Source organism: Janthinobacterium lyxosi (assembly GCF_051380665.1).
In the GTDB taxonomy this organism is placed as follows: Bacteria; Pseudomonadota; Gammaproteobacteria; order Burkholderiales; family Burkholderiaceae_D; genus Janthinobacterium.
Window position 1 is genome coordinate 91,489 of sequence record NZ_JBNYXM010000010.1, and the last position, 26,768, is coordinate 118,256.

24 protein-coding genes are annotated in these 26,768 nt (G+C 63.9%); 12 read left to right on the forward strand and 12 right to left on the reverse strand.

Translation table 11 applies throughout. The features are described from left to right. The first annotated feature begins 358 nt into the window (after nt 1–358). From ACQ4WP_RS12730 to ACQ4WP_RS12785, 12 genes are all read left to right on the forward strand, one after another. A complete protein-coding gene (locus ACQ4WP_RS12730; RefSeq protein WP_436521087.1) occupies nt 359–2,890 on the forward strand; it encodes a M4 family metallopeptidase in 2,532 nt (843 codons plus the stop codon). A gap of 250 nt (nt 2,891–3,140) precedes the next feature. Next, on the forward strand, nt 3,141–4,334 hold the full coding sequence (locus ACQ4WP_RS12735; protein ID WP_436521089.1) for a type II secretion system F family protein: 1,194 nt from the start codon (nt 3,141–3,143) through the stop codon (nt 4,332–4,334). 10 nt (nt 4,335–4,344) lie between these two features. After that, nucleotides 4,345–6,042, forward strand: a complete 1,698-nt coding sequence (locus ACQ4WP_RS12740) for a GspE/PulE family protein (RefSeq protein ID WP_436521091.1) — start codon at nt 4,345–4,347, stop codon at nt 6,040–6,042. Continuing rightward, complete coding sequence (locus ACQ4WP_RS12745; RefSeq protein ID WP_436521093.1) at nt 6,029–6,817, forward strand: hypothetical protein; 789 nt, start codon at nt 6,029–6,031, stop codon at nt 6,815–6,817. Before ACQ4WP_RS12740 ends, ACQ4WP_RS12745 begins: the two co-directional genes overlap by 14 nt. Beyond that, on the forward strand, nt 6,808–7,350 hold the full coding sequence (locus ACQ4WP_RS12750) for a hypothetical protein (protein WP_436521095.1): 543 nt from the start codon (nt 6,808–6,810) through the stop codon (nt 7,348–7,350). Before ACQ4WP_RS12745 ends, ACQ4WP_RS12750 begins: the two co-directional genes overlap by 10 nt. Then, nucleotides 7,338–7,958, forward strand: a complete 621-nt coding sequence (locus tag ACQ4WP_RS12755) for a type 4a pilus biogenesis protein PilO (protein ID WP_436521097.1) — start codon at nt 7,338–7,340, stop codon at nt 7,956–7,958. The genes ACQ4WP_RS12750 and ACQ4WP_RS12755 overlap by 13 nt, the downstream gene beginning before the upstream one ends. Then, nucleotides 7,955–8,491 carry a hypothetical protein gene (locus ACQ4WP_RS12760; RefSeq protein WP_436521099.1) on the forward strand — a complete coding sequence of 179 codons (537 nt, stop codon included), beginning with the start codon at nt 7,955–7,957 and terminating at the stop codon, nt 8,489–8,491. Before ACQ4WP_RS12755 ends, ACQ4WP_RS12760 begins: the two co-directional genes overlap by 4 nt. Before the next feature lie 17 nt (nt 8,492–8,508). Continuing rightward, on the forward strand, nt 8,509–10,383 hold the full coding sequence (locus tag ACQ4WP_RS12765) for a secretin GspD/PilQ domain-containing protein (RefSeq protein ID WP_436521101.1): 1,875 nt from the start codon (nt 8,509–8,511) through the stop codon (nt 10,381–10,383). Continuing rightward, nucleotides 10,380–10,862, forward strand: coding sequence for a type II secretion system protein (locus ACQ4WP_RS12770; protein WP_436521103.1), 483 nt, complete (start codon nt 10,380–10,382; stop codon nt 10,860–10,862). Before ACQ4WP_RS12765 ends, ACQ4WP_RS12770 begins: the two co-directional genes overlap by 4 nt. Continuing rightward, nucleotides 10,862–11,251, forward strand: a complete 390-nt coding sequence (locus ACQ4WP_RS12775; protein ID WP_436521105.1) for a type IV pilin protein — start codon at nt 10,862–10,864, stop codon at nt 11,249–11,251. The genes ACQ4WP_RS12770 and ACQ4WP_RS12775 overlap by 1 nt, the downstream gene beginning before the upstream one ends. After that, complete coding sequence (locus ACQ4WP_RS12780) at nt 11,238–11,774, forward strand: type II secretion system protein (protein ID WP_436521107.1); 537 nt, start codon at nt 11,238–11,240, stop codon at nt 11,772–11,774. The genes ACQ4WP_RS12775 and ACQ4WP_RS12780 overlap by 14 nt, the downstream gene beginning before the upstream one ends. Nucleotides 11,775–11,819: 45 nt before the next feature. Further along, nucleotides 11,820–13,043 (forward strand): M24 family metallopeptidase, encoded by a 1,224-nt coding sequence (locus tag ACQ4WP_RS12785; RefSeq protein WP_436521109.1) that lies wholly within the window; start codon nt 11,820–11,822, stop codon nt 13,041–13,043. Here the strand turns inward: ACQ4WP_RS12785 and ACQ4WP_RS12790 are convergent. The 12 genes from ACQ4WP_RS12790 to paaK all read right to left on the reverse strand — a co-directional run bounded on the left by ACQ4WP_RS12790 (nt 13,040) and on the right by paaK (nt 26,759). Continuing rightward, nucleotides 13,040–14,620: a methyl-accepting chemotaxis protein gene (locus tag ACQ4WP_RS12790; RefSeq protein ID WP_436521111.1), complete on the reverse strand. Its 1,581-nt coding sequence runs from the start codon at nt 14,618–14,620 to the stop codon at nt 13,040–13,042. The two genes, ACQ4WP_RS12785 and ACQ4WP_RS12790, sit on opposite strands and share 4 nt — an antisense overlap. Nucleotides 14,621–14,681: 61 nt before the next feature. Continuing rightward, nucleotides 14,682–15,089, reverse strand: a complete 408-nt coding sequence (locus ACQ4WP_RS12795; protein ID WP_436521113.1) for a type 2 periplasmic-binding domain-containing protein — start codon at nt 15,087–15,089, stop codon at nt 14,682–14,684. A gap of 10 nt (nt 15,090–15,099) precedes the next feature. Then, complete coding sequence (locus tag ACQ4WP_RS12800) at nt 15,100–16,362, reverse strand: hypothetical protein (protein ID WP_436521115.1); 1,263 nt, start codon at nt 16,360–16,362, stop codon at nt 15,100–15,102. Nucleotides 16,363–16,756: 394 nt separating this feature from the next. Beyond that, nucleotides 16,757–18,808, reverse strand: coding sequence for a phenylacetic acid degradation bifunctional protein PaaZ (paaZ, locus tag ACQ4WP_RS12805; protein ID WP_436521117.1), 2,052 nt, complete (start codon nt 18,806–18,808; stop codon nt 16,757–16,759). Nucleotides 18,809–18,829: 21 nt separating this feature from the next. Next, a complete protein-coding gene (paaY, locus tag ACQ4WP_RS12810) occupies nt 18,830–19,444 on the reverse strand; it encodes a phenylacetic acid degradation protein PaaY (protein WP_436521119.1) in 615 nt (204 codons plus the stop codon). Between the two features lie 72 nt (nt 19,445–19,516). Next, nucleotides 19,517–20,260 carry an ABC transporter ATP-binding protein gene (locus tag ACQ4WP_RS12815; protein WP_436521121.1) on the reverse strand — a complete coding sequence of 248 codons (744 nt, stop codon included), beginning with the start codon at nt 20,258–20,260 and terminating at the stop codon, nt 19,517–19,519. Further along, on the reverse strand, nt 20,257–21,012 hold the full coding sequence (locus tag ACQ4WP_RS12820; protein WP_436521123.1) for an ABC transporter ATP-binding protein: 756 nt from the start codon (nt 21,010–21,012) through the stop codon (nt 20,257–20,259). The genes ACQ4WP_RS12815 and ACQ4WP_RS12820 overlap by 4 nt, the downstream gene beginning before the upstream one ends. A gap of 1 nt (nt 21,013) precedes the next feature. Further along, on the reverse strand, nt 21,014–22,030 hold the full coding sequence (locus ACQ4WP_RS12825; RefSeq protein ID WP_436521125.1) for a branched-chain amino acid ABC transporter permease: 1,017 nt from the start codon (nt 22,028–22,030) through the stop codon (nt 21,014–21,016). Then, a complete protein-coding gene (locus tag ACQ4WP_RS12830; protein WP_046684305.1) occupies nt 22,027–22,905 on the reverse strand; it encodes a branched-chain amino acid ABC transporter permease in 879 nt (292 codons plus the stop codon). Before ACQ4WP_RS12830 ends, ACQ4WP_RS12825 begins: the two co-directional genes overlap by 4 nt. Nucleotides 22,906–22,977: 72 nt before the next feature. Further along, nucleotides 22,978–24,129, reverse strand: coding sequence for an ABC transporter substrate-binding protein (locus ACQ4WP_RS12835; RefSeq protein ID WP_436521127.1), 1,152 nt, complete (start codon nt 24,127–24,129; stop codon nt 22,978–22,980). A gap of 73 nt (nt 24,130–24,202) precedes the next feature. Then, nucleotides 24,203–25,408: a 3-oxoadipyl-CoA thiolase gene (gene pcaF / locus ACQ4WP_RS12840; protein ID WP_436521129.1), complete on the reverse strand. Its 1,206-nt coding sequence runs from the start codon at nt 25,406–25,408 to the stop codon at nt 24,203–24,205. Between the two features lie 22 nt (nt 25,409–25,430). Continuing rightward, nucleotides 25,431–26,759: a phenylacetate--CoA ligase PaaK gene (gene paaK / locus ACQ4WP_RS12845; protein ID WP_436521131.1), complete on the reverse strand. Its 1,329-nt coding sequence runs from the start codon at nt 26,757–26,759 to the stop codon at nt 25,431–25,433. Nucleotides 26,760–26,768 lie beyond the last annotated feature (9 nt).

A 26,768-nucleotide genomic window follows, 5' to 3' on the forward strand; every position in this document is an offset into this window, starting at 1 on the left:
CTGGGGACAACGCGAAGACCTAGTGTAGATCGCAACATTTAGAAAATGCAACAGTGTTTTTCCAACAGAACACGTCATTGAGGGGACTGGTCCAAAACAAAATTTGCAGCTTGCGATAAATCAAACTTTGCGATGATGCAGCGCCGATAAATGTTCAATTCTTAACAAAAATTCGCGTAGTGACCAATTTCCTGAATTTTTTGACATGGCGATCTCGACAAGTTTAGTGTCCCCCTACCCGGCATCAGGCCACCACAAAACGGCAGGCTATCCGCCCGCCGCCAGGCACGCCGGGGTGGCCATCAGGCATCGCGGCCAGCTCATTCACCATTTCCTTAACCGATACCATGGAGCAGAAATGAATTTACGTTTGACGATAGTTGCCGCATCCATCGCCGCCCTGCCGCTGATGGCCACCACGGCCGATGCCGCCACGCCGCTGCCACAAACCCTGATGGCCGCCCCGGTCACCCTGGCCTCTCCACAAGAGAACGCCAGCCTGGTCAACAAGCTGGCCGCGCAGGCGCGCAGCCGGGGCCTGAATACCGAACATGGCTTTGCCGTCGGCGCCCAGCATCCGGGCGTCAGCGGCACGCGCGTGAGCCGCGTACAGCACACCTACAAGGGCTTGCCCGTCTTCGGTTCCGAGACGGTGGTGGTCAGCAACAGCGCCGGCGACATCGTCAGCGAATCCGTGTCGGACCGCGCTTCCGGCCTCGGTAGCGGCGGCGTCAATGCCGTCACCCGCAGCGCCACCACCGATATCGACACCACGCCGGCCGTCAGCGCTGCCGCCGCCATCGCCGCCGCCGTGAAAAGCATCGACGTGCCGGCCGTAGACCACGTACCGCCGCATGCGCAACTGCTGATCTACCCCGTGATGAAAACGGTACGCGTGGCCGGCGCCGAGAACAAGTCGGAAGCCGCGCTGAACGCCCTCGACGTACAGGACGTGGTCGACCACTACGAGCTGGCCTACCTGGTGCAGACGCGCATGATCAGCGGTAACAAGCCCGTTTACTACGATACCATCGTCAGCGCCAAGGATGGCCGCATCCTGCGTCAATGGAAAGCCCTGAAAACCGTCGCCGGCATCGGCAACAGCCAGTACAACGGCCAAGTACCGCTCAACACCACGCTCACGGGCAGCACCTACACCATGAAGGACCCCAGCCGCGGCACGGGCGGCAGTTTCGGCGGCATGGCCATCACGAATGCCAACCACGGCACCACCTCGGGCAGCGTGTACAGCAGCACCAGCAATACCTGGGGCGACGGTCAGCAGTACATCAACGGCGGCAGCACCACCAACGCCAACGGCCAGACGGCGGCCGTCAACGCGATGTGGGGCTTGATGAACACCTACGACACGCACAAGAATGTGCTGGGTTGGTCCAGCCTGGACGGCAACAACACGGCCACCCACATCGCCGCCCACGTCAACACGGCCTATGACAACGCCTATTACGACAGCAGCTGCAAGTGCATGTACATCGGCGACGGCGGCAGCTCGTTCAACAACCTCGGTTCCATCGACGTGATCGGCCATGAAATGGGCCACGGCATCACGGACGCCACCTCGGGCCTGATCTACTCGCAGGAATCGGGCGGCTTGAACGAATCGAGCTCGGACATCGCCGGCGAAATGGTGGAAGCGTATGCGCGCGCCGGCGGCACGGGCACCACGATTCCCAACACGGGCAACGATTGGATGACGGGCAAGGAAATCGCCAAGAATGGCCAGCCGCTGCGCTGGCTGTACAAGCCGAGCAAGGATGGCAGCAGCCCGAATGCGTGGAGCAGCACCATCAAGAACCTCGATGTCCACTACAGCAGCGGCCCGAACAACCGCATGTTCTACTTCCTGTCGCAAGGCTCGAATTCCACCGCCAGCAGCGACTACTACAGCTCCTACCTGAACAAAAGCCCGCTGGCCATGACGGGTATCGGCAGCGACAAGGCCTACCGCATCTGGTTCAAGGCAGCGACCACCAAGTTCACCTCGTCGACCAACTACGCCGATGCGCGCAACAAGGTGCTGCTGGCCGCCGAGGAACTGTATGGCGTGGGCAGTGCCGAGGCGACGGCGGTCAAGCGCGCGTATGCGGCCATCAACGTGGGCACCGACGTCGATGAAAGCGGCACGGGCGGCGCGGTGAATATCACCAGCCAGCCGGCCAGCATCACCGTCGCGCCGGGCGCCACCGCCTCGTTCGCCGTGGGCGCGGGTGGTGGCACGGCGCCGTACACCTACAAGTGGTACCGCAACGGCGCCGTGATCAGCGGCGCCACCTCGCCCGCCTACAGCTTCACGACCGTGGCGGCCGACAACGGCGCCGTCTTCAAGGCCACGGTAACGGATGCCTCCTCCCCCGCCGTGACGGCCACGTCGAACAACGCTACGCTGACGGTGGGCACCAGCAGCGCCACCGAACGCGTGACGAACGGCGGCTTCGAGTCCGGCGCCACGGGTTGGAGCGGCACCACGGGCGCCATCGGCACCTTCACGGGGCAAACCGCGTACGAAGGCACGAAGTACGCCTGGCTGGGCGGCAATGGCGCCACGGCCAGCGAATCGCTGACGCAAAGCGTGGCCATTCCGGCCGCCGCCACCTCGGCCAGCCTGACCTTTGCACTGCACATCGACACGGCTGAAACGGGCAATACCGTGTACGACAAGCTGGTCGTCACCGTGAAGAACAGCGCCGGTACAGTGCTGGGCACCCTGGCCTCGTACTCGAACGTGAACAAGGCGGCCGGCTACCAGATCCGCACCTTCGACCTGATCGCCTACAAGGGTCAGACCGTGCAGGTCTCGTTTGCCGCGACCGAGGACGCCTCGCTGCAAACCTCGTTCGTGATCGACAAGGTGAGCCTCGTCACCCAGTAAGCGGCTGAACATGCGGGCAAGCCATCGATTCAAGGGCTTGCCCGCATAACACGATTGATTTTCTGGCAATTCCAGTCTACCCTGAGACAGTGATTGCATCTTGCCTGCTGCCGGTACCCGCGACGAATTGAACTTTTTTTGGATTGTTCCTGACCGATGCCTACTTCGACCTTGTCCGCACGCGCATTCCCCTCTTCCTCTCACCCCATTTTCACGCCCCTGGCCCTCACCATGCTCGCCTGAGCCGACGATGCAGTTCCACCTCCAGGTGCAGGGCCCGGCGGGCAGCCAGGCGCTGGCCATCGACGCCGCCAGCGAGGCCGAGGCGATCCGCGCGGCCGTGCGCGGCGGCTGGCGCGTGCTGGCCGTCGACGATGGCGCTGCGCAGGAGGTGGGCGCCGCCCTGCGTCCCGGCAAGCAGGGCCTGCCCCTGCTGCAATTCAGCCAGGAACTGCTAGCCCTGCTCGAAGCGGGCCTGAACCTGGGCGAGGCCATGGCCACCCTGCACAACAAGGAAACGCGCCCGGGCGCCAAGGCCACCCTGGCCGCCATCGTGCTCACCCTGCAGCAGGGGCAGAGCTTTTCCGACACCCTGGCAGGTTTCCCCGACATATTCCCCGACATTTACATCGCCACCGTGCATGCGGCCGAACGCTCGGGCAACCTGCCCGAGGCGCTGGCGCGCTTCGTCGGCTACCAGCTGCAGTTCGACGCCATCCGCAAAAAACTCATTTCCGCCGCCATCTACCCGTGCATGCTGCTCGTCGTCGGCGGTCTGGTGACCCTGTTCCTGCTCGGCTACGTGGTGCCGAAGTTCAGCGTCGTCTACGAAAGCTCGGGCCGCGAGATTCCCTGGATGTCGCAAATGCTGCTCGGCTTTGGCCAGACCCTGGCCGCGCATCCGCTGCTGTGTGCCAGCGCGCTGGCCGCCGTGGTGGCCGCTGTGGTCTTTGGCATCGCCAATGCCGGCGCGCGCCAGGCCATGGTCTTGCGCCTGCTGCGCCTGCCCGTGCTGGCCGGGAAGGCGGCGGAGTTCCGCCTGGCCCGCTTCTACCGCGCCCTGAGCCTGCTGCTGCACGCGGGCATCCCCCTGCACAAGGCGCTGGCCATGGTGGCCCCCATGCTGCTGCCTGCGCAACAGGAACAGCTGGCGCAGGCGCGCCGCGCGGTGCAGGAGGGCATGCCGTTTTCCACCGCGCTGGAACACGCAAGCATGGCCACGCCGGTGGCGCAATCGCTGCTGAAAGTGGGAGAAAACACGGGCCGCCTGGGCGACATGCTGGAACGTTCGGCCAAGTTCCACGACGAGGAATTCGCCCGCTGGGTGGACTGGGCGTCGCGCCTGCTCGAGCCGCTCCTGATGACCATCATCGGCGTGGTGATTGGCGGCGTGGTGGTGCTGATGTACATGCCGATCTTTGAACTGGCGGGGAGCTTATCTTGAAGTTCATGTCATGAACGCACGCGACGAAGAACGCACCGTGCTCGATGCCGCCATGCTGCGCCGGGCCCACGCCAGCGCGCTGGAACAGGGCCGCCCGCAGATGGCCGTACTGCAGGAAACGGCGGCCCTGCCGCCCGAAGTCTTTTTGCGCCAGCTGGCCGCCCTGTTCCGCTACCCGGCCTGGACGATGGCCGAGCTGCAGGCCGCCTTGCCCGCCTTTGCCCTGCTGCCCTACACGGATTGCGCCCAGCGCGACTGCGTGCTGTTGCAAGCAGGCGTTCCCGGCGCGCCGCCCGTGCTCGTCATCGGCAACCCGTTTGCCGAAGACTTGCTGCAATGGGCCGACTTTGCCCTGTCCGCGCCCTTCACGGTGGCGCTGGCGCACCCGGACGACCTGGCCGCCTATTTGCTGCAGCAGGAAAGCGTGCAGCAGGCGATGCAGGAGATGCAACATGGCGATGACGTGCCGGGACTGGACCAGAGCATCGAAGACATCTCGCTCATTCGTATCAGCGAGGACAGCAGCCCGGTAGTGAAACTGGTGAATTCCACCATCTACGACGCCCTGAAATTCCAGGCCAGCGACATCCACCTCGAATGCGACGTGGCCAGCCTGGTCATCAAGTACCGCGTCGACGGCGTGCTGGTGCAGGCGGGCCAGGTGCAGGGCTTGCAGATGGCCGAACAGATCATCTCGCGCATCAAGGTCATGGCCGATCTGGACATCGCCGAACGGCGCATCCCGCAAGATGGCCGCTTCAAGGTGCGCGTGAAAGGGGCGGAGATCGACTTTCGCGTCTCCATCATGCCCAATATCTTTGGCGAAGACGCCGTGCTGCGCCTGCTGGACCGGCGCGCGCTGACGGAAGCGGCGCAGGCGCTGCGCCTGGAAAGCCTGGGCCTGAACGAGGACGCCATCGAGCAGATACGCCGCCTGGCCGCCAAGCCGCACGGCATGCTGCTGGTGACAGGGCCCACCGGTTCCGGCAAGACCACCACCCTGTACGCGGCCATCACGGAAATCAATACGGGGCGCGACAAGATCATCACCATCGAAGACCCCGTCGAATACCGCTTGCCGCGCGTGCTGCAGATACCCGTCAACGAAAAGAAGGGGCTGACGTTTGCGCGCGGCCTGCGCTCCATCCTGCGCCACGACCCCGACAAGATCATGATCGGCGAAATCCGCGACGACGAAACGGCGCAGATCGCCGTGCAGGCGGCGCTCACGGGCCACCTGGTGTTTACCACCGTGCACGCGAACAACGTCTTCGACGTGGTCGGCCGCTTCCTGCACATGGGCGTCGATGCCTACAGCTTTGCAGCGGCCCTGAATGGCATCGTGGCGCAGCGCCTGCTGCGCCTCAATTGCGCCCATTGCGCCGTCGACGCCAGCGCCGAGGTGCTGGCCGATGCGCAGCAGCTGCGCGACAGCGGTCTGGCCCTGCACCAGGTGCAGGACTGGCAGTTCATGGCCGGCAAGGGCTGCGGCCATTGCCGCGGCACCGGCTATAAGGGCCGCAAAGCCGTCGCCGAGGTCTTGATGCTCAACGACGCCATGCGCGAAATGATCTGCACGCGCGCGCCCCTGAGCCAGATGAAGGAAGAAGCGGCGCGCAACGGTTTTCGCCTGGCGCGCGAAGCGGGCCTGGACCTGGTGCGGCGCGGCGAAACTACTTTAGCGGAGCTCAATCGTGTCACTTATTGAACGTGTTACCCGCGCCACCCTGTGCCTGCACCTGGCGCCGCACGGATTGCACGGCGTGCTGCGCCGCGCCGGCCGTCCCGTGGCGGACAGCGCCTTCCATTTGCCTATCCTGAACCCCGACGCCAGCTGGGAAGTGGCGCTAGCCGCCCTGCGCGGCTGCCTGGAACAATATGGCGACAAAAAGATGCCGCTGGCCGTCAGCCTGGCCAGCCGCTGGTGCGCCATGCTGATGGTGCCGTGGAGTGGCGCCCTGCTCGACCGGAGCAGCGCGCAGCGCTTCCTGCATAGCCAGTTCGCTGCCGTGTATGGCGATGGTGCGCGGACCTGGCGCCTGGCTAGCGACGATGCACCTTATGGCAAGCCGCGCCTGGCCTGCGGCATCGATGCGGCCCTGCTGCAAGGCGTGCAGGATGCGGCGGCCGCGCATGGCCGGCGCTGCCTGTCCATCGAACCTATCGTCGGGCCGGCCTGGCGCAGCATCGCCGGCGGCAAGCCCGCCGCCTTCGCCCTGGTGGAAGCCGGACGGCTGCTGCTGGCAACGACGAGCGGCGGGCGCATCACGGCCCTGCACAGCCAGTCCTGCGGCGCCGCCTGGGGCGACGAACTGGATCGGGCCTGGCGGCGCTGGAACTTGCGCGCGCCACAGCTGGACGCCATCGAGCACGTGGCGCTGCTCGACTTGAGCGGCGTGCCTCAGGATGCCGTGCCGGTGCGCTTCCAGCTCATACCCGTGGCCGGCGCCGCCCACCTGATGCGGGAGGCAGCATGGGCCTGAGCCGACTGGAATTGCTGGCGCCCGGAGCAAAGCAAACCTTCAAGGGCTGGCGCCTGGCTCTGTGCCTGGCTGGCGGCTTGATGCTGCTGCCGGCCGCCGTGTACTGGCTGGTGCAGGTGCAGGAAACGCGGCGCCTGGAAGCGCAACTGGCGCAGCTGCAGCCCGCGCATCCCGTGCGTACCCCCTTGTCCGCCGGCCAGCAGCGCGAGCGCAACCTCGAACTGAAACAGGTGGCCGCCGCCGTGCGACAGCTTAACCTGCCCGTCACGCGTCTGGTCAGGACGGTGCAGCCGCCGCGCGACGTGCGCGTGGCCCTGCTGGGACTGGACCTGAACGCGCAGCAGGGACAGGATGGCGCCAGCGTCCTGAAAATCGCCGCCGAGGCAGAAACGCCGCAGGACATGCTCAACTACCTGGCCTTCCTGAACCAGCAGCCCATGTTCAGCTCCGTGTATTTGCTCAAGCACGAGATGAATGCGAACAGCCCCGAACACCCTTACCGTTTTCAGCTGGAGGCGCAATGGCGGCAATAAAACCTGCGTTGAAAGCCGGCATGCCTGTGGCTCGTCCACGCCTGCAACTGCGCCTCCCCCCGCGCCTGCAATGGGAAGCACAACGGCTGTGGCGTAGCCTGGGCTGGCCTTGCGCCATCGGCGCGGCCTGCCTGGCGCTGGCCGCTTTCGCCATGCAGCAGAGCGATGCGCTGGCCGAACGCCAGCAGCAACTGGCGGTGCAACTGGCCGCGGCGGCCAGACAGTCGGCACTGCCGCAGGCGGCCGTCACGCTCGATGCCGATGCGGACAGCCTGGCCGCCTTTCACGCCTACCTGCCCGCGCATGACAGCATTCCCGAACAGTTGAAGGCATTGCTGGAGGTAGCGCAAAAGAGCGGCGTCACCCTGGCCAAGGCCGACTACAAGCCGCAGGAGGATGGCAACACGGCCTTTTTGCGTTACCAGATCACCCTGCCCGTGAAGGCCGAATACGCGCAGCTGCAAACTTTTATCGTCGACGCCCTGCAAGCGCTGCCCACCCTGACGCTCGACTCCGTGCTTTTCAAGCGCGAGCAGATCGAAGCGGGCGAGATCGACGCGCGCATCCAGTTCATCCTGCTGGTGAAAAAGACGGAGGTACGCCGATGAAAAAAGCCGTACTGGGAGGCGCCGCCGTGGCAACCTTGCTGGCCGCCCTCTTCGCGCCCGAGGATGAAGGCAGCATCGTGGGGCCGGCCACAGCCACCCCACGCCAGGTGGAGCGGGTGGCGGTCACGCCTCTTGCTGCAGTCGCCGCGCCGCAAACCGATCGCGCGCTGGCCATCCATCCGCGCCGGGCGCTAGAGGACGAGGAAGCGGCCACCCTGTTCGCCAAGCAAAGCTGGCAGCCGGAAACGCCGAAAAAGATCATGCTCGACCAACAAGCCGCCCAGGCGGCACTCCCCGCTGCCCGCACCGATGCGAACGCGCCACCACCGCTGCCCTTTCAATTCCTGGGCCGCTTTGTCGATGAAGGCAAGGCCGCCTACTTCCTGCAGGCGGGTGATCGCAACGTGGTAGCGCGCCCCGGCGACACGCTCGAAGAGCGTTACCGCTTCGACGGCGTGGTGCAAGGCGCGCTGCAATTTACCTATCTGCCACTCAACCAGAAACAGACACTCGCCGTAGGGGACCTCAATTGAAACGACGCGCCGCATGTATGTCTCGTACTCTCATCACCCTGCTCCCGATGCTGTCCCTGCTGGCCGCCTGCGCCGGCAACCAGGCCTATAACGATGGCCAGGCCATGTTGGGCGCGGGCCGCACGGAACAGGGCCTGGCCCTGCTGGAACAGGCGGCGCAGGCCGAACCGGGCAACGCCAAGTACCGCATCGCCGTCACCAATGGCAAGATGCGCGCGTTGAATAATCTGAATGGCCGCGCCGAGGCGCTGCGCCAGCAGGGCAAGCTGCCCGAAGCGCAAGCGCTGTACCAGCAGGCGCTGGCGCTGGACGCCAGCAACGACGTGGCGCAACGGGGCCTGGCCGGCGTGGCGCAGGATGAACGGCACCGCAAGCTGGTGCAGGAAGCGCAGGCCAGCTACCAGCGCGGCGGCGAAGCGAACGTCGCGCAAGCGCAGGAAGCCTTGCGCCAGGTGCTGCAGGAGCGTCCCGCACAGCGCGAGGCACTGGCCCTGAAAAGCCGCATCGGCGACGAGCAGGCGAAGGCACGGCCGACCGGCGGCAAGCTGGCGGCCGCCTACCGCAAACCCGTGACCCTGGAATTTCGCGACGCGCCGCTGCGCTCCGTATTCGACTTCATCAGCAAGGTCTCGGGCCTGAACTTCGTCTTCGACAAGGAAGTCGACCCCGCCCTGCGCGCCACCATTTCCGTACGCGACACCAGCATCGAAGAGGCGATTGCCATGCTGCTGGGCGCCAACCAGCTTGAACAAAGCGTCACCAGCGACAAGTCGATCACGATCTATCCGAACACGCCGCAAAAGGTGAAGGATTACCAGCAACTGGTGGTGCGCACCTTCTTCCTCGCCAATGCCGATGTCAAGACGGTGGCGTTTTCCATCAAAACCCTGCTCAAGGCCAAGGATATCGTCACCGACGAACGGCTGGGCATCATCATGCTGCGCGACACGCCGGAAATGGTGCGCATGGCCGAACGCATCATCAACGTGCAAGACCTGGCCGACCCGGAAGTGATGCTGGAAGTGGAAGTGCTGGAAGTCAAGCGCACGCGCCTGATGGAACTGGGCGTGCGCTGGCCCGACCAGGCCAGCCTGACCTTGGCCGGTGTCGGCAGCGGCTTGGGCGGCCTGAAGGTGGCGGACCTGCACCGCATCAATGGCGACAATATCAACCTGGGCATCGGCGGCGTCACCCTGAACGCCAACAAGACGGACAGCGACAGCAATATCCTGGCCAACCCGCGCATCCGCGTGCGCAACAAGGAAAAGGCCAAGATCCTGATCGGTGACCGCGTGCCCGTCATTACCGTCACGACGAATAACGGCGTCAGTTCCGACAGCGTCAACTACATCGACGTGGGCCTGAAACTCGACGTCGAGCCGAACGTCTACCTGGACGACGAGGTGGCCATCAAAATCAATCTGGAAGTGTCGAACGTCGTCAAGGAAGTGATCAGCAAGACGGGCACGCAGGCTTACCAGATCGGCACGCGCAGCGCTTCCACGGTGCTGCGCCTGAAGGATGGCGAGACGCAGGTGCTGGCAGGCTTGATCAGCGACGAAGACCGGGGCACGGCCAACAAGGTGCCGGGCGTGGGCGAACTGCCCGTGCTGAACCGCCTGTTCGGCAGCCAGAAGGACGACGCCATGCGCAGCGAGATCGTGCTGTCGATCACGCCGCGCCTGCTGCGCAGCATCCGCCGCCCGGACCTGATGACGGCCGAATTCAACTCGGGCACCGAGGCATCCGTGGGCGGCCGCGCCAGCGTCAGCGGCAGCACTGAGGCTATCGCCGCGCCCGAGCAGGCCGCGCCGCGTACCGGCTCGCCCATGACGGGCGGCGACGAAGCGCCGGCCGCCGGCGAGAAGGCCACTGTCAAGGGTGGCCAATGAGATGGCCAGTGAAGCAGCAAGGCTTTACCTTCATCGAGCTGATGATCACCCTGGCCATCATGGCGACCCTGGCCACGGTGGCCGTGCCGATGGCGCAGGTAGCCTTGCAACGGGCGAAGGAACAGCAATTGCGCAGCGCCCTGATCGAAATCCGGGAAGCCATCGATGCCTACAAGCGCGCCTCGGACAATGGCCGCATCAAGCTGTCGCTGGGCGCATCCGGCTATCCAAAAAAACTCGAGGAACTGGTCGAGGGCGTGCCCGACCAGCGCAGCGTCTCGAAGCAGAACATCTATTTTTTGCGCCGCCTGCCGCGCGACCCGTTCCAGCCCAGGGAAGACGGCAGCGCCGCCGATAGCTGGAGCAAGCGCGCCTATGCCTCGCCGCCCGACAATCCCAGCGAAGGCGAAGACGTATTCGACGTCGCCTCGCGCTCGACCAAGGTGGGCCTGAACAGCGTACCGCTCAAGGAATGGTGATGTCGATGCCCTGCTCTACTCCGCGCCGCGGTTTTACGCTGGTCGAACTGCTGGTGGTGCTGGCGATCATCTCGCTGCTGCTGACGATCGCCATTCCCCGCTATTTCGGCTCGGTGGAAAAGTCGAAGGAAGTCGCGTTGAAGGAAAACCTGCAGGTACTCAGGAGCGGCCTCGATAAATACTATGCCGACAAGGGAGAGTATCCGGCCGCGCTGGCCGACCTGGTAACCCACCATTACTTCCGCAGCGTGCCGCTGGACCCCGTCACGGAGTCCGCCGCTACCTGGCAATTGATCCCTTCGCCCAATGGCGAGATCGGCGGCGTGGCCGACGTGCGCAGCGGCGCCAAGGGCAAGACGCGCGAGGGCATCCCCTTTGAGCAGCTCTAGTTTTCAACGCCGCGCACGGGGTTTCGCGTATATCTGGACCCTGATGCTGGTGGCCTTCATGGGCGTGGGCCTGGTGCTGGCCAGCGAATTGCATGCCACGGCCGCGCGGCGCGACAAGGAGCGCGAGCTGCTGTTCATCGGCCATGAATTCCGCAACGCGCTGGGCCGCTACTACGACAGCACGCCGACCGACGGGCGGCCCCGCTATCCCTTGACCTTGCAGGAATTGCTGCGCGACCCGCGCTTTGCCAACGCCCGGCAGCACTTGCGCCGCCTGTATGCGGACCCCGTCACGGGCAAGGCGGAATGGGGCGTGCTGCGGCAGGAGGGACGCATCGTCGGCATCCATTCGCTCTCGCCGCAGATCCCCATCAAGCAGGATAACTTTCTCGACGAAGACGCCAGTCTGCGCCGCAAGCAGCGCTACGCGGACTGGCACTTCACCTATCCGCACGACCTGGTATTGGCCCCGCCCGATGCCGCTGGCGGCGCGCCCGGGCTCAAGCCGAAGGGCGCGAACTGATATCATGCCCGCATTCCATATTCAGCATCGAGCAAAGGAGCAGGCATGAGCATAGGTGGCACTTCCATCGAACAGGCATTGGCATCGCTGTCGGACATGACGGGCGGCATGGTCGCCATCGGCAAGGACGAACATGCGCAACGCATCGCCAAGGCGCAGGCGTTCATGCGCGAACAGGGCATCGCCGCGATCTACCTGAACGCAGGCGCCAACCTCACCTATTTCACGGGCACCAAATGGTATGCCAGCGAACGTATGGTGGGCGCCATCCTGCCAGCCAGCGGAGAGATCGAATACATCGCTCCCGCCTTCGAGGAAAGCACCTTGCAAGGCTTCATGCTCATCGAGGGCCGTGTCAATTGCTGGGAAGAACATGAAAGCCCGTACCAGCTTTTCGTCGACGTGCTGGCGCGCATGGGCGTGGCGCAAGACGCGCACCAGCCGCCGCGCGTGGGCATCTGCGAAAGCGCCGCCTTCTTCATCTACGACGGCATCAAGCCTCTGGCTCCCGGCTATGCGCTGGAAAACGCGCGCGCGGTCACGGCATACTGCCGCAGCCGCAAATCCAGTGCGGAAATCGCCCTGATGCAGCGCGTGATGGACATGACCCTGGCCGTGCACGTGGCCACGGCCAGCATGCTGTACGAAGGCATCACGACGGTGGAAGTGGAAGAATTCATCCAGCGCGCGCACCGCAAGGTGGGCGCACCCCGTTCCTACTTCTGCATCGTGCTGTTCGGCGAGGCGACGGCTTACCCGCATGGCGTCAACTACGTACAAACCTTGAAGGCGGGCGACACGGTGCTGATCGATACGGGCTGCCAGGTGATGAACTACATCTCCGACATCACGCGTACCTATGTGTTTGGCGCCATCAGCGAGCGCCAGCGCAGCGTGTGGAACAGCGAAAAGGCGGCGCAGGCCGCCGCGTTCGCCGCCGCCGGGCTGGGTGTGCCCTGCGGCGACGTGGATCGCGCCGCGCGCGTCTCTTTGGAAGCGGACGGCTTCGGCCCCGGCTACAAATTGCCCGGCCTGCCGCACCGCACGGGCCACGGCATCGGCCTCGATATCCACGAGTGGCCTTACCTGGTGGGCAATGACACGACACCGCTCGACGTGGGCATGTGCTTCTCGAACGAGCCGATGATCTGCATCCCCGGCGAATTCGGCATCCGCCACGAAGACCATTTTTACATGACGCAAAACGGTCCGCGCTGGTTCACCCAGCCGGCGCACAGCATCGACGATCCGTTCGGGCTGCAGGCCTAAGCGGCCTTCGTCAACGCCAGCCGCCGTGCCGTCGGCACGGTGGCGATCGGCGGCAAGCTTCCCTGCGCCAGCTTGAACACGGCCAGCGCCGTACCCAGTTGCACGGCCTGTTCCTGCAGCGATTCTGCCGCCGCCGACGCTTCTTCCACCAGCGCGGAATTTTGCTGCGTCATCTGGTCCATGCTGCCGATGGCCACGCCGATGTCGCCGATGCCGGCGCTCTGTGCCTGGCTGGCGGCACTGATCTCGGCCATGATGTCGGCCACCTTTTTCACGGAATCGACGATCTGGCCCATGGTCAGGCCCGCTTCGTCGACCAGCTTCGAGCCGACATTCACTTTGGCCACCGAATCGCCGATCAATTGCTTGATTTCGCGCGCCGCTGCCGCGCTGCGCTGCGCCAGGTTGCGCACTTCGGATGCCACCACGGCAAAACCGCGTCCCTGTTCGCCCGCGCGCGCCGCTTCGACGGCCGCATTCAAGGCCAGGATATTCGTCTGGAAGGCGATGCCGTCGATGACGCCGATGATGTCGACGATGCGTCTGGACGAGTCGTTGATCTCGCCCATGGTGGTGACCACCTGGCTGACCACTTGCCCGCCTTTCACGGCGACGGAAGAAGCCGACACCACCAGTTCATGCGCCTGGCCCGCATTGGCCGCGTTGTCGCGCACGGTGCTTGTGAGGCTATCCATGGCGCGCGCCGTCTGGTCCAGGCTGCCCGCCTGCGACTCCGTGCGCGCGGCCAGGTCCGCATTGCCCTGCGCGATTTCAGCGCTGGCCACCTGAATGGTTTCAGCCGACGCCTTGATGTCGGAGACCATGCCACCGAGCTTGGCGCGCATGTCCTTCAACGCCGCCAGCAGGCTGGCCTGGTCGCCGGCCTCGGTGGATATCTCCATCGAGAGGTCGCCATCGGCCACGGCGCGCGCGATCTGACGCGCATATTCTGGCTCGCCACCCAGTTGCTGCCAAATGGCGCGCACGACAAAGTGCGACACGGCCACAAGGCAAACGATGACGGCCAGCGCCACGGCGATGCTGGTATTGAGCGCATTGCGCACGTTCGCCGCACTGCGCTCTATGCCCTGCTTGAACTGCAATTGCGCCTGCTCGTTGGTCTTTGCCAGGTCCGTATTGAGTACCGCCAGCGCGCCCTGCATGCGCGCCACTGTCGCTTGCGGGTCGCCCTCTTCCATTTCCAACATGATGCGCGCCGCGCTCAGGGCCGGTGCATAGTAGGCATCGAATTCTTTGGCCAGCTGCTGGCCCTGCTCGCGCTGGCCGGGAATGGCCGCAAAGGCGGCCAGCTTGGCGCGCAGCTTGACGGCCTGGCCACCGACTTGCCCGATGCGCTCCTTGTCGCCCTCGCTGACGGCATCGCGCAGGGCGTCTCCGACGGCGGCCACGTCCAGCGTCAGCGACTTGGCCATGTCGAGCACGGGATAGTCGGCGCTTTCGGTGGCGTGGATGGAATTGAGCGCGGCCGTGGACAGATAGGCACTGACGGCCAGTCCCAGGCCGAAGATCACGGCCGAGACGACAGGCAGCGCCCATATCTTGCGTTTGATGCTCATTGCTTTCTCCTGATGTTGATGAATTATCGGGCCGCCGCATGGCGCGCGGCCCGAACCGGCTTTATGGCGCCGTCAGCACCACTTTGACGGTGCCGTCGACGGCACTCTTTTCGATATAGCCGATGGCTTTCGGATCGGCTGCGACAGCCTTCTTCACGTCGGCGCTATTGGCCACTTCCTTCGGCAAGGTCGCCTTGCCCGTGAAGACCAGCTTGGACCACAGGGCCTTGGCTTGCGATGGCTCCTTGTCCGTCACCTTCTTGTAGAACTCGGCGCGCACGGCGGCGCTTTCCGGCTGGTCGATCGGCGTCATGGCCGTCGATTTACCGAGAAAAAATTGCGCTACCTGTTCATTCGTCATGGCGCCGGCGGCGCTCTTCGGATTGACCACCACGACCACTTCGGCCATGGCGGGAACGGTAATCGACAGTGCCAGCAAGGCAGCCATATTCACGATCAATGGTTTCATGCGGCGCTCCTTAGAAAACGAAATCGATGGCGGCGGCGGCCACCGTGACGGGACCATGGAAGCCAGGCTTGGCTTGCACGAACAGGCCCGGGCCATTCTTCGGCTTGATGCGGTCGATCTGCACTTTCAGCGCTGCCGAACGGTGGAAGTCCCAGCGCACGCCGATGCTGTCCGTCGATTGCTCCAGCTGGTTGCGCGTGTTGGCCATGGTATTGACGCCGGCCGACAGGGCGCGCAGGGTCGGCGTGCAGGCGGCCGGATAGCCAGGCGGGCAGGCAGCCGGCACGGTGTTGTTCACGCGGCCATTGGCCTTCAGGCTGGCGTGGCTGTAATACGGCAGGAAGGCGCCGATGCGGTAGCCGCCCATCACGTACCACGAGGTACTGTCGCTAACATAGCTGTCCGTCTTGCGCTTCGCATATTCGGACTGTACCAGCACGTTGTTCCAGTCCAGACCCAGGCCCACGGACGTGAATGACGCCTTCTTGTCCTTGACTTCCAGCGCATCGGCCAGCGCGCCCAGCTGGGCGAACTTGTAGCCAGCACCAGCCGCGCGCAAGCTGCCCATCAAGGTATTCAGGCTGGGCGAATCGTTGATCGTCAGCTTGGTCTCGGCACGGCCGAAACGCACGGTGACGGGACCATGTTCGGCCACCACGTTGAGGGCGACGATGGACTTGCCTTCCACCTGCACGGTCGAATCCGGCCCTGTCGCCAGGGTGGCCTTGGTGCGGCCCAGCGCCAGCTGCGTGGTGATGCTGGTGTCGCCCGCGCTGAACTGGTAGGTGCCGTCGATGCCATCGATGCTGTTGAGAGGCACCTGCGAATACATTTCGCCCGGTGGGCGCAGCATGGTGTTGGCATAGCCCACGTTACGGTAGTCGGAGATCATGAAGACGGGCAGGCCCATGCGGCCAACGCGCACGCTGAAGCTGTCCGACACCTTGGCCTTGGCGAAAGCCCATGCCAGCTCAGCGCCGAAATCATCCTCGCCATCCTTGCGCGCCAGGCCCTGGACGGTGGCCGACAGCCAGGGATTGACGGTGACATTGGCTTGCAAGCCCAGGTTGGAATCGATGCCCGTGCGGGCAGTGCGGCCGGCGCCGGCGGCCTGGTTCGGGCGCGCGAACTGCGCGTTGTCGGTATCGGCCATGGTCAGCGCGGCCGTGCCGTAACCGCTGATCTTGACGGTAGGGCCATTGGCCTCGTCGGCGTAGGCATGACTGATGGCCAGGGGCATGGCCAGCAGAAAAATCAGGACGTGTTTATTCATAGTAATTAAATACCCGTAGCGGTGAACGTTAATCGTGGAATGGGACTCGCGGTCGTTGGCTCACCGGCCGTAAAAGGCCGGGTCCGTTTTTTTCGCGCCGCCAGCGCGTCGTGGAGCGTGCTTGGCGGCGTGACCAGTGAGTAAAACCATGCTACAGAGAAAAGGTTTTACGTTGGAAAGTTTTCTTGAGGCAATGAGCAAATTTGCCGCTTTTCACGAAAAAAGCACGCGTTCTAGAGGGATTTATCTAAATAGCACGCCGTGCAAAACCACACTTAGCCTATATTTTTCATACACTTATGGATAATTCAAGACGAAAAGAACTTGGATAAAAAAACGCCACCCGCGCGAAGATCGCGGGCGGCGCCGTTCAAACCAGTCCTGCCGGAGACGCTTACTCGCGCTTCGACACCAGGGTCAGAATGTCGTAACTGGCCACCAGTTCCTCGTTCTGGTTCGTCACCTGCACGTCCCACGCGACCACGCCCTGGCCTACGCCAAACACGTCCTTGCGGTTGCGGTCGACCTTGCGCTTGCAGGTCAGGCGGGCGCGGATGGTGTCGCCGATGGCGACAGGGGCGACAAAACGCAGGTTGTCCAGACCATAATTGGCCAGCACAGGACCGACGCCAGGCGAGACGAACAGGCCGGCAGCGGCCGACAGCACGAAGTAGCCGTGGGCGATGCGCTTGCCGAATTGCGATTCCTTGGCCGCGATTTCGTCGAAGTGCATGTAGAAGAAGTCGCCCGAGATGCCGCCGAAAGCGACGATATCCGCTTCGCTGACGGTGCGGCGGTGCGTGAGCAGCGAGTCGCCCGTCTTCAGGTCCTCGAAGTGCTTGCGGAATGGGTGAATCGGGCTTTCGTTGACGTCCGCCCCGCGCACGTATTCGCCCGTGATGGCCGCCAGCATGGTCGGCGAACCTTGCACGGCTGCCCGTTGCAGGTAGTGGCGCACGGCGCGCACGCCGCCCAGTTCTTCGCCGCCGCCCGCGCGGCCTGGGCCGCCGTGCTTCAGTTGCGGCAATGGCGAACCGTGGCCCGTCGAATCGACGGAGGCCACGCGCTCGAGCACGTGCACGCGGCCATGCGTGGCCGCCACGTGCGGCACCACGCGCGCCGCTATCTTCGGATCGCGCGTGACCAGCGTGCTGACAAGGCTGCCCTTGCCGCGCGCGGCCAGGGCCAGCGCTTCGTCGATATCCGTGTAGCCCATCATGGTGCTGACGGGACCGAACGCTTCCACGTCATGCACGGCATCGTTGCCGAAGGCGTCGCGGCACAGCAAGAGGGTCGGAGAAAAGAAGCTGCCGTCTTGCGCATCATCGCCGAGCGGATTGAAACCGTCGGCCGCACCGAACACCACCTCATTGCCTTGCGACAAAGTGGCGACCCGTTCGGCCACGTCGTTCTGCTGCTCTTTCGAGGCCAGCGCACCCATGCGCACGCCTTCGATGGCTGGATCGCCCACCACTACCTTGGCCAGGCGTTCGCGCAACCGCGTGCCGACGGCGTCCAACAGGTGTTCGGGCACGATGATGCGGCGAATTGCCGTGCACTTCTGGCCCGACTTGCCCGTCATCTCGCGCACGACTTCCTTGACGAACAGGTCGAACTCCACATCGTCGGGCGTGACATCCGGCGCCAGGATGGCGCAGTTGAGCGAATCGGCTTCGCCATTGAAGGGCACGGACTGGGCGATCAGGTTCGGATTGGTGCGCAGCTTGGCGGCCGTGGCGGCCGACCCCGTAAAGGTGACGAAATCCTGGCCATTCAGGCGGTCCAGCAAGTCGCCCGTGGAGCCGATCACCAGTTGCAGGCTACCCGCCGGCAGCAAGCCTGATTCATGCATCATGCGCACGACGGCCTGCGTCAGATAGCTCGTCGCCGTGGCAGGCTTGGCGATGCAGGGCATGGCGGCCAGGAAGCTCGGCGCGAATTTTTCCAGCAAGCCCCAGATGGGGAAATTGAAGGCGTTGATGTGCACGGCCAGGCCGCCGCGCGGTACCAGGATGTGCGTGCCGGCGAAGCCGCCTTTCTTGCCCAGCGCGATGGCCGGGCCTTCGTGCAGCACGTTCGACGACGGCAGCTCGTTGCTGCCCATGCTGGCGTAGGCAAACAGGGTGCCAGTGCCGCCCTCGATGTCGACCCAGCTGTCGGCGCGCGTGGCGCCCGACAGGTGCGAGATCGCATACAGTTCTTCCTTGCGCTCGACCAGGTACAGGGCCAGCGCCTTCAGGCGTGCGGCGCGTTGCTGGAAGTCCAGCGCCATCAAGCCCGGCACGCCCGTCTTTCGGGCATACGTGACGGCCTCGTCGAAATCGATCTTCTCGGCATGCGTGTGATAGATCACGCGGTTGTTCAAGGCGCTGTGCAGGGGCACGGCGGCGCTTTCGCCCAGCCAGCGGCCGGCAATCAGGCTTTGCAGGGTGGAGATGTGAGCCATGTGTATTACTCCTATATTGGGTTACTGCGCCGCTGCGTTCTTGTGCAGGTGCAGCGGCAAGGCCGATTCAAAATTGAGGCGCTGGCGGTTCGCCTCGACTTCCGTCAGGGCTTCCACTTCGCGCATCGTCTGCATGGAGCGCACGGCCAGTTCGTGGTACTGGCCAGTGCCCGAGCTTTTCCATCTGATCTCATCGTCGGTCAGCGCGCGCATCACCTTGGCCGGCGTACCGACCACCATGCTGCGCGGCGCGACGATCATGCCCGCCTTGACGAAACTCATGGCCGCGACAATGGATTCCTCGCCGATGATGGCGTTATCCATCACCACGGCGTTCATGCCGACCAGCGCGTTGCGGCCGATGCGGCAGCCATGCAGCACGGCGCCGTGACCGATATGACCGTCGACTTCGACCACCGTGTCGCAGCCGGGAAAACCGTGCATGACGCAGGTATCTTGCAGGTTCGCGCCCTCTTCCAGGATCAATCGGCCGAAGTCGCCGCGGATCGAGGCCAGCGGGCCGATGTAGCAGCGCGGACCGACGATCACGTCGCCAATCAGCACGGCCGATGGATGCACGTAGGCGCTGGGGTGGACGACGGGGGTGACGCCGTTGATTTCGTAGACTTTGACCATGTTGCTTCCTCTTGAAATGCCACGCATGCTTCGTTAAGACGCAGCAGAGAGCTGGGGTCTGACCCCGGATTTTTACATACCCAAGTACGCGCTTTGTACCTGCTCGTTGTGCAGCAATTCGGGACCGGGACCAGACAGCGTAATGGCGCCCGTCTCGATCACATAGCCCACGTCCGCGATCGACAGGGCGGCATGCGCGTTTTGCTCGACGAGGAAGATGGTGATGCCCTGGTCGCGCAGTTCGGCCACGATGCGGAAGATTTCGGCGATCAGCAAGGGCGCCAGGCCCATGCTGGGCTCGTCGAGCAGCAGCAGTTGCGGACGGCCCATCAGCGCACGCGCCATGGCCAGCATCTGCTGCTGCCCGCCCGATAAGGTCCCGGCCAGCAGCAGCCGCTTTTCCTTCAAAATCGGGAACAGGCCGTACATGCGCTCCATGTCGCCCGCCACGTCCTGTGCCGGGCGCGTAAAGGCGCCCAGGCAAAGATTGTCTTCCACCGTCATGGGGCCGAACACTTGCCGCCCTTCCGGCACCTGGCAAATGCCGGCACGCACGCGCCTGTCGGCACTCATGCGGCTGACGTCCTGGCCGGCGAAGGCGATGCTGCCGGCGCTGATCGGCTGCACGCCCGAAATCGCCCGCAGCAGGGTGGTCTTGCCGGCGCCATTCGCGCCCACCAGCGCTACCAGTTGGCCCTGGCGCACCTGCAAGTCGATGCCATGCAAGGCCTGAATGCGGCCGTAATGGCTGGTCAAGCCGGCGATATCGAGCACCAGCGGTGTCTGAGGTTTTTCCTGATTTTTTTCGTACTTCATGCAGCCACTCCCAGATATGCCGCCACCACGTCGGGGTTCGCGCGCACTTCGGCGGCAGTCCCTTCGGCCAGCTTCTTGCCATAGTCGAGCACCAGGATATGGTCCGACAGATTCATCACCAGTTTCATGTCATGCTCGACCAGCACCACCGTCACACCCGATTGCGCCACCTTGCGTATCAAGGCTTCGATCTCGCCCGTCTCCGTATGGTTCAGGCCAGCCGCCGGTTCATCGAGCAGCAGCACTTTCGGCTTGGCCGCCAGAGCGCGGGCGATTTCCAGGCGTTTTAACGCCCCATACGACATCTGCCCCGCCTCGTCATCGATATGCCGCCCCACGCCGACAAACTCCATCAGGCCCGCCGCCTCGTCGCGGCAAGCAGCATCGGCACGGCGCACGGACGGCAAACGCAGCATGGAGGCGAACAGGTTCTGGTTCAGGCGCAAATGCGCGCCCACCATCACGTTGTCGATGGCCGTCATGTTCATGCACACTTGCAGATTCTGGAAGGTGCGGCTCATGCCGCGCCGCGCCAACGCATCGGGCGACATGGCGGCCACGTTCTCGCCATTCAGCAAAATCTCGCCCTTGCTCGGCGTGTACACGCCCGTGATCAGGTTGAACAGAGTCGTCTTGCCGGCGCCATTCGGCCCGATCACGGAATGGATATTGCCTTCCTTGACGGTAAAGCTCACATCCTGCACCGCATGCACGCCGCCAAAGCTCTTGCTCAGTTTATTAATCGTCAGCATCTCACACCTCCTGTGCCGGTGGTTTTGCCGCGCCTTCGGGGGCTTCGGGTGCCTGCGGCACCCCTGCCCGCTTGCGCGAACGGCTGGCCAGGCTCGGTACCAGCCCCTTGGGCATGAAAATCATGGTCGCCATCAGGATCACGCCGAAGACCACCGTTTCCCAGCCTTCAAAACTGGACAACAGTTGCGGCAGGATCGTCAGCAGGGCCGCGCCGATGATGGAACCGAAGATCGACGCCATGCCGCCCACCACCACCATCGTCACCAGCTCGATCGAGTGGAAGAAACCGGCCAGGTTCGGTGTAATGAAGCCGATGTAGTGGGCGCTGATGCTGCCCGCGATGCTGGCAATGACGGCCGACAGCACGAACACGCGCACCTTGAAGCGGGTCGTATCGACGCCGACCACGCGGGCCGCCACTTCCGAGCCGTGGATCGCCTGCAGCGCGCGCCCGACGGGCGAATCGATCAGGTTCAGGGCCAGCCACGTGACCAGCAACAGCAGCACGGCGCACACCAGGTACCACGATTTTTCACCGGCGATTTCCAGACCGGCGATACTGAAGGCGGAGACGCCGATGCCGTCCGGGCCGCCCGTCCACTGCGTCTCGTTGTTGATGACGATGGAAATGATGATGCCCAGTCCCAGGGTCGCCATGGCCAGGGTATGGCCCTTGAGTTTCAATACAGGGCGGGCCAGCAACAGCGCCAGCAGGCCAGTAGCGACGGCGCCCGCCGCCAGCGCCGCCAGCGGCGGCCAGTTGTAGTGCGTGGTCAGCACGGCCGACGCATACGCGCCCAGGCCATAGAAACCCGCGTGGCCCAGACTGATCTGGCCCGTATAGCCCATCAGCAGGTTCAGGCCGATGACGACGATGGCGTTGAGCGCAATGCGGATCGCCACGTCATAATAGAACGCGTTGGTGAGAAACAGCGGCAGGATGGCCAGCACCAGGGCCAGCAACAGCAGCCCGCCATGGCGCGAACTGGTAAGGAATGTTGGCAACTGCGTCTTCATACACGCTCCGAATTTTTAGCGCCAAACAAGCCTTGCGGCAGGAAGAACAGGATCAATAAAATCAGCACGAACGGCACGGCGTCCTTGTAGGCCGACGAAATGTAACCGGCCGTCATGGCTTCGGCGATGCCCAGGATCAGGCCACCGGCAATCGCGCCGGCGCCTCCGCCCAGGCCACCCAATACGGCAGCGACAAAGCCTTTCAGGCCCAGCATGATGCCCGCGTCATACGAGGTATACGTGATCGGCGCAACAAGGATGCCGCCCGCCGCGCCCAAGAGTGCTGACAGGCCGAACGAAAACAGCAGCACCTTGCGCGTGTTGATGCCCACCAGTTGCGCAGCCAGCTTGTTGTGCGAAGTGGCCAGCATGGCCTTGCCCATCAGGGTGCGACCGAAGAACCAGCCCAGCACCAGCACGATGACGACGGTCACGCCCAGCACCCACAGGCTTTGCGGCAGCAGGCTGGCGCCCAAAAATTCGATCGGCGCGTCGCCGGAAAAGGCTGGCAGCGAGTGCGTGTCCTTGCCCAGCCAGATTTGCACCAGGCCACGCAGCACCAGCGAGGCACCGATGGTGATGATCAACAGGGTAATGACCTGCGCATTTTGCGCCGGTTCGATCACGGTTTTTTCCATCAACAGGCCAACCAGGCCCGTGGCGATGACGGCCAGGATGATGGCCAGCGGCAGCGGCACGCCGGCGGCGGACATCACGGCGGCCAGCATCCCGCCCAGCATGATGAACTCGCCCTGGGCGAAGTTGATCACGCCGCTGGTGTTGTAGATGATGGTAAAGCCCAGTGCCGCCAGCGCGTAGGCGGAACCGACCGTCATCCCGGAATACAGAAATTGTAGAAATTGAGCGACTTCCATGGTGTCTCCATTATGTTCGGCTACGCGCGGACCGCCTTCGAGGGCAGCCCGCGCAGGTACTTCTGGCTTACATTATTTCGACAATTGCCATTCGCCGTTCTTCACTTCCACCATGCGGAACGCCGACAGGTCCAGGCCCATGTGGTCTTTCGCCGACATGTTGAAAACGCCGGTCGTGCCCACAAAATTCTTGGTCTGTTCCAGTGCCGTGCGCACTTTTTCGCGGTCCGTGCCGCCGGCACGCTTGATGGCATCCACCGACAGGTTCAGGGCATCGAGCGCATAGCCACCAAAGGTCGACGGATCAATCTTGTAGCGCTCTTTATACGTCTTGTCGTAGCCGACCACGATGGCCTTTTGCGCGTCGCTGTCCGGCAGCATGGCGCCGATCAGCAGGGCTGGCGTTGGCAGGCGCACGCCTTCGGCGGCTTTGCCGGACAGCTTCAGATATTCGTCCGACGCCACGCCGTGTGACTGGTACAGCGGCAGTGCGGCCATGCCCAGCTGGCCGTAGTTCTTGGTCACGACCGCCGGCCCCTGGCCCAGGCCGAAGACGAAGACGGCTTGCACGCCGGCGGTGTTCTTGATGCGCGTGAGCTGCGCCGTGATGTCCGTGTCTTTCGGACCATAAGTTTCATCGGCCACCAGGGTGATGCCATATTTCGAGGCGACGATCTGCGATTCCTTGCGCCCCGAGGCGCCGAAGCCGCTCGTTTCCGACAGCAGGCCCACCTTGCTGATGCCGCGCTTCTTCATGTCCTCGAATACCTTCTCGGCCGCCATACGGTCCGTATGCGGCGTCTTGAAGACCCATTTTTTCACGGGATCGATGATCACCACGGCGCCGGCCAGCGAGATGAACGGCATGCTGGCGCGCTCCACCAGCGGTGCCATCGCCATCGTTGCCCCCGTGGTGGTGCCGCCGATCAGTACATCGACCTTGTCCGACTCGATCAGGCGCTTGGTAAAACCGTTTGCCTTGGCCGCATCGCTGCCATCGTCGTAGTGCACCAGTTCCAGCTTGCGCCCCAGCACGCCGCCGGCCGCATTGATTTTCTCGATGTACAGCTGCAGGGTTTTCAGTTCAGGGTCGCCCAGGAAGGCGGCCGGTCCCGTGACGGACAGCACGGAACCGATCTTGATGTTCTCGGCCGCATACGCGCCCGCAGCGGACATGGCCAGCACGCCGGCGATCAGGGTTTTCTTGAAGATATTGGCAATCATTGTGGTCTCCACCAGGTTGGCATTACGGTCAAATTGGATGGTGCTATCTTGCACCTTGTTTTGTGTACTGCTTTTATACGCGTTCGATGACAACGGCAATACCCTGCCCCACGCCGATGCACATGGTGCACAGCGCATAGCGCCCACCCGTGCGCTCCAGCTGGTTCAGGGCCGCCATCACCAGGCGCGCACCGGATGCGCCCAGCGGATGGCCGATGGCAATCGCCCCGCCATTCGGGTTCACGTGGACCGCATCGTCCGCCAGGCCCAGGTCGCGCGTCACGGCCAGCGCCTGCGCCGCAAACGCTTCATTGAGTTCGATCACATCCATCTGCTCGATGGTCAATCCTGTCTGCGCCAGCACCTTGCGCGACGCGGGCGACGGGCCAAAACCCATGATGCGCGGCGCCAGGCCGGCCGTGGCCATGCCCAGCACCTTTGCGCGCGGCGTCAATTTGTATTTATCCACGGCGGCGGCGGACGCCAGCAGGATGGCGCAGGCGCCGTCGTTCAGGCCCGAGGCATTGCCAGCCGTGACCGTGCCGTCCGGCCTGACCACGCCCTTGAGCTTTGCCAGCATCTCGATCGAGGTGTCGGGACGCGGATGTTCGTCGCTGGTGACCATCTTTGGATCACCCTTTTTTTGCGGCACGGCGACAGGCACGATTTCGCGATCGAAGACGCCGGCCGCATGGGCGGCTGCCCAGCGCTGCTGGCTGCGCAGCGCCAACGCATCCTGGTCGGCGCGGCTGATGCCAAATTCCACGGCCACGTTTTCCGCCGTTTCCGGCATGGTGTCGATGCCGTACTGCGTTTTCATCTTGCCGTTGACGAAGCGCCAGCCCAGGGTCGTGTCTTCGATTTTCGCCGCGCGCGAGAAGGCGCTGTCGGCCTTGCCCATCACGAAAGGCGCGCGCGTCATGCTTTCCACGCCACCGGCGATGATCAGCTCCGCTTCGCCCGCCTTGATGGAGCGGGCAGCCATGCCGACGGCATCCAGGCTGGAGCCGCACAGGCGGTTGATGGTATTGGCGGGTACGGCGGCAGGCAAGCCAGCCAGCAGCGCGGCCATGCGGCCCACGTTGCGGTTGTCTTCGCCCGCCTGATTGGCGCAGCCGTAGAACACGTCGTCGATGGCGGACCAGTCGACGGACGGGTTGCGGGCGATCAGCGCGGCAATCGGCAGCGCGCCCAAGTCGTCCGCGCGCACGCTGGAGAGGGAACCGCCGTAGCGGCCAAACGGGGTGCGTACGGCGTCACAGATAAAAGCGTCGTTCATGTTTGGTTCCTTGTTCGGGCTATCAGGAGAAAATCTTCGGCCGCTGGTCGACCACGCGGCGGGCCTTGCCCGTCAAAGTGCGTTCGATGCCGGCAGCGGCCACCAGGCGCACGCGCGTGCTCACGCCCACGTGCGTCTTGATGCGGTGTTCCAGCTCGCGCGTCAGGGCGTCCGTTTCGCTGGCCGAGATGCTCGACGTCAGGTCGATGCGCAGCTCGGCGATCACTTCGAGCTTGTCGAGGTGGCCGTCGCGCGTGACCACCAGCTGGTATTGCGGCGCCAGCTTCGGCATTTTGAGGATCAGCTCTTCGATCTGCGTGGGGAAGACGTTCACGCCGCGGATGATCAGCATGTCGTCCGAACGGCCCGTGATCTTGCCGATGCGGCGCATCGAGCGCGAGGTGGGCGGCAGCAAGCGGGTCAAATCGCGCGTGCGGTAGCGGATGATGGGCAGCGCTTCTTTCGACAGCGAGGTAAACACCAGCTCGCCCTCTGCGCCGTCCGGCAGCACTTCGCCCGTTTCCGGATCGATGATCTCCGGGTAAAAATGGTCTTCCCAGATGACGGGACCGTCTTTGCTCTCGATGCATTCGGACGCCACGCCAGGGCCCATCACTTCGGACAAGCCGTAGATATCGACGGCGTCGATGCCGGCACGCGCTTCGATTTCCGAACGCATGGCGTCCGTCCACGGCTCGGCACCGAAGATGCCCACCTTCAGCGACGATTCAGCCGGATCGAGACCCTGGCGCGTGAATTCCTCGATGATGTTGAGCATGTACGATGGCGTGACCATGATGATAGACGGCTTGAAATCCTGGATCAATTGCACCTGCTTTTCCGTCTGCCCGCCCGACATCGGGATGACCGTGCAGCCCAGGCGTTCGGCGCCGTAATGCGCGCCCAGGCCGCCCGTGAACAGGCCGTAGCCGTAGGAGATATGCACCATGTCGCCCGCGCGGCCGCCGCCGGCGCGAATCGAGCGCGCCACCACATTGGCCCAGGTATCGATGTCGTTCTGCGTGTAGCCAACCACCGTGGCCTTGCCCGTGGTGCCGCTCGACGCGTGGATGCGCACCACTTGCTCGCGCGGCACGGCAAACAGGCCAAACGGGTAATTATCGCGCAAGACTTTTTTATCGGTGAACGGGAATTTCGACAAGTCGGACAGCGACTTCAGGTCGTCCGGATGCACGCCCGCTTCGTCAAAAGCGGCGCGGTAATGGGGCACGTTGTCATACGCGTGCTTGAGCGTCCATTTCATGCGTTCGAGCTGCAGCGCCTGCAGTTCATCCTTGCTGGCGCGCTCGATCGGCTCGAGGTCATTCGGGGAAGGCGTACGTTGGACCATTTCTGTCTC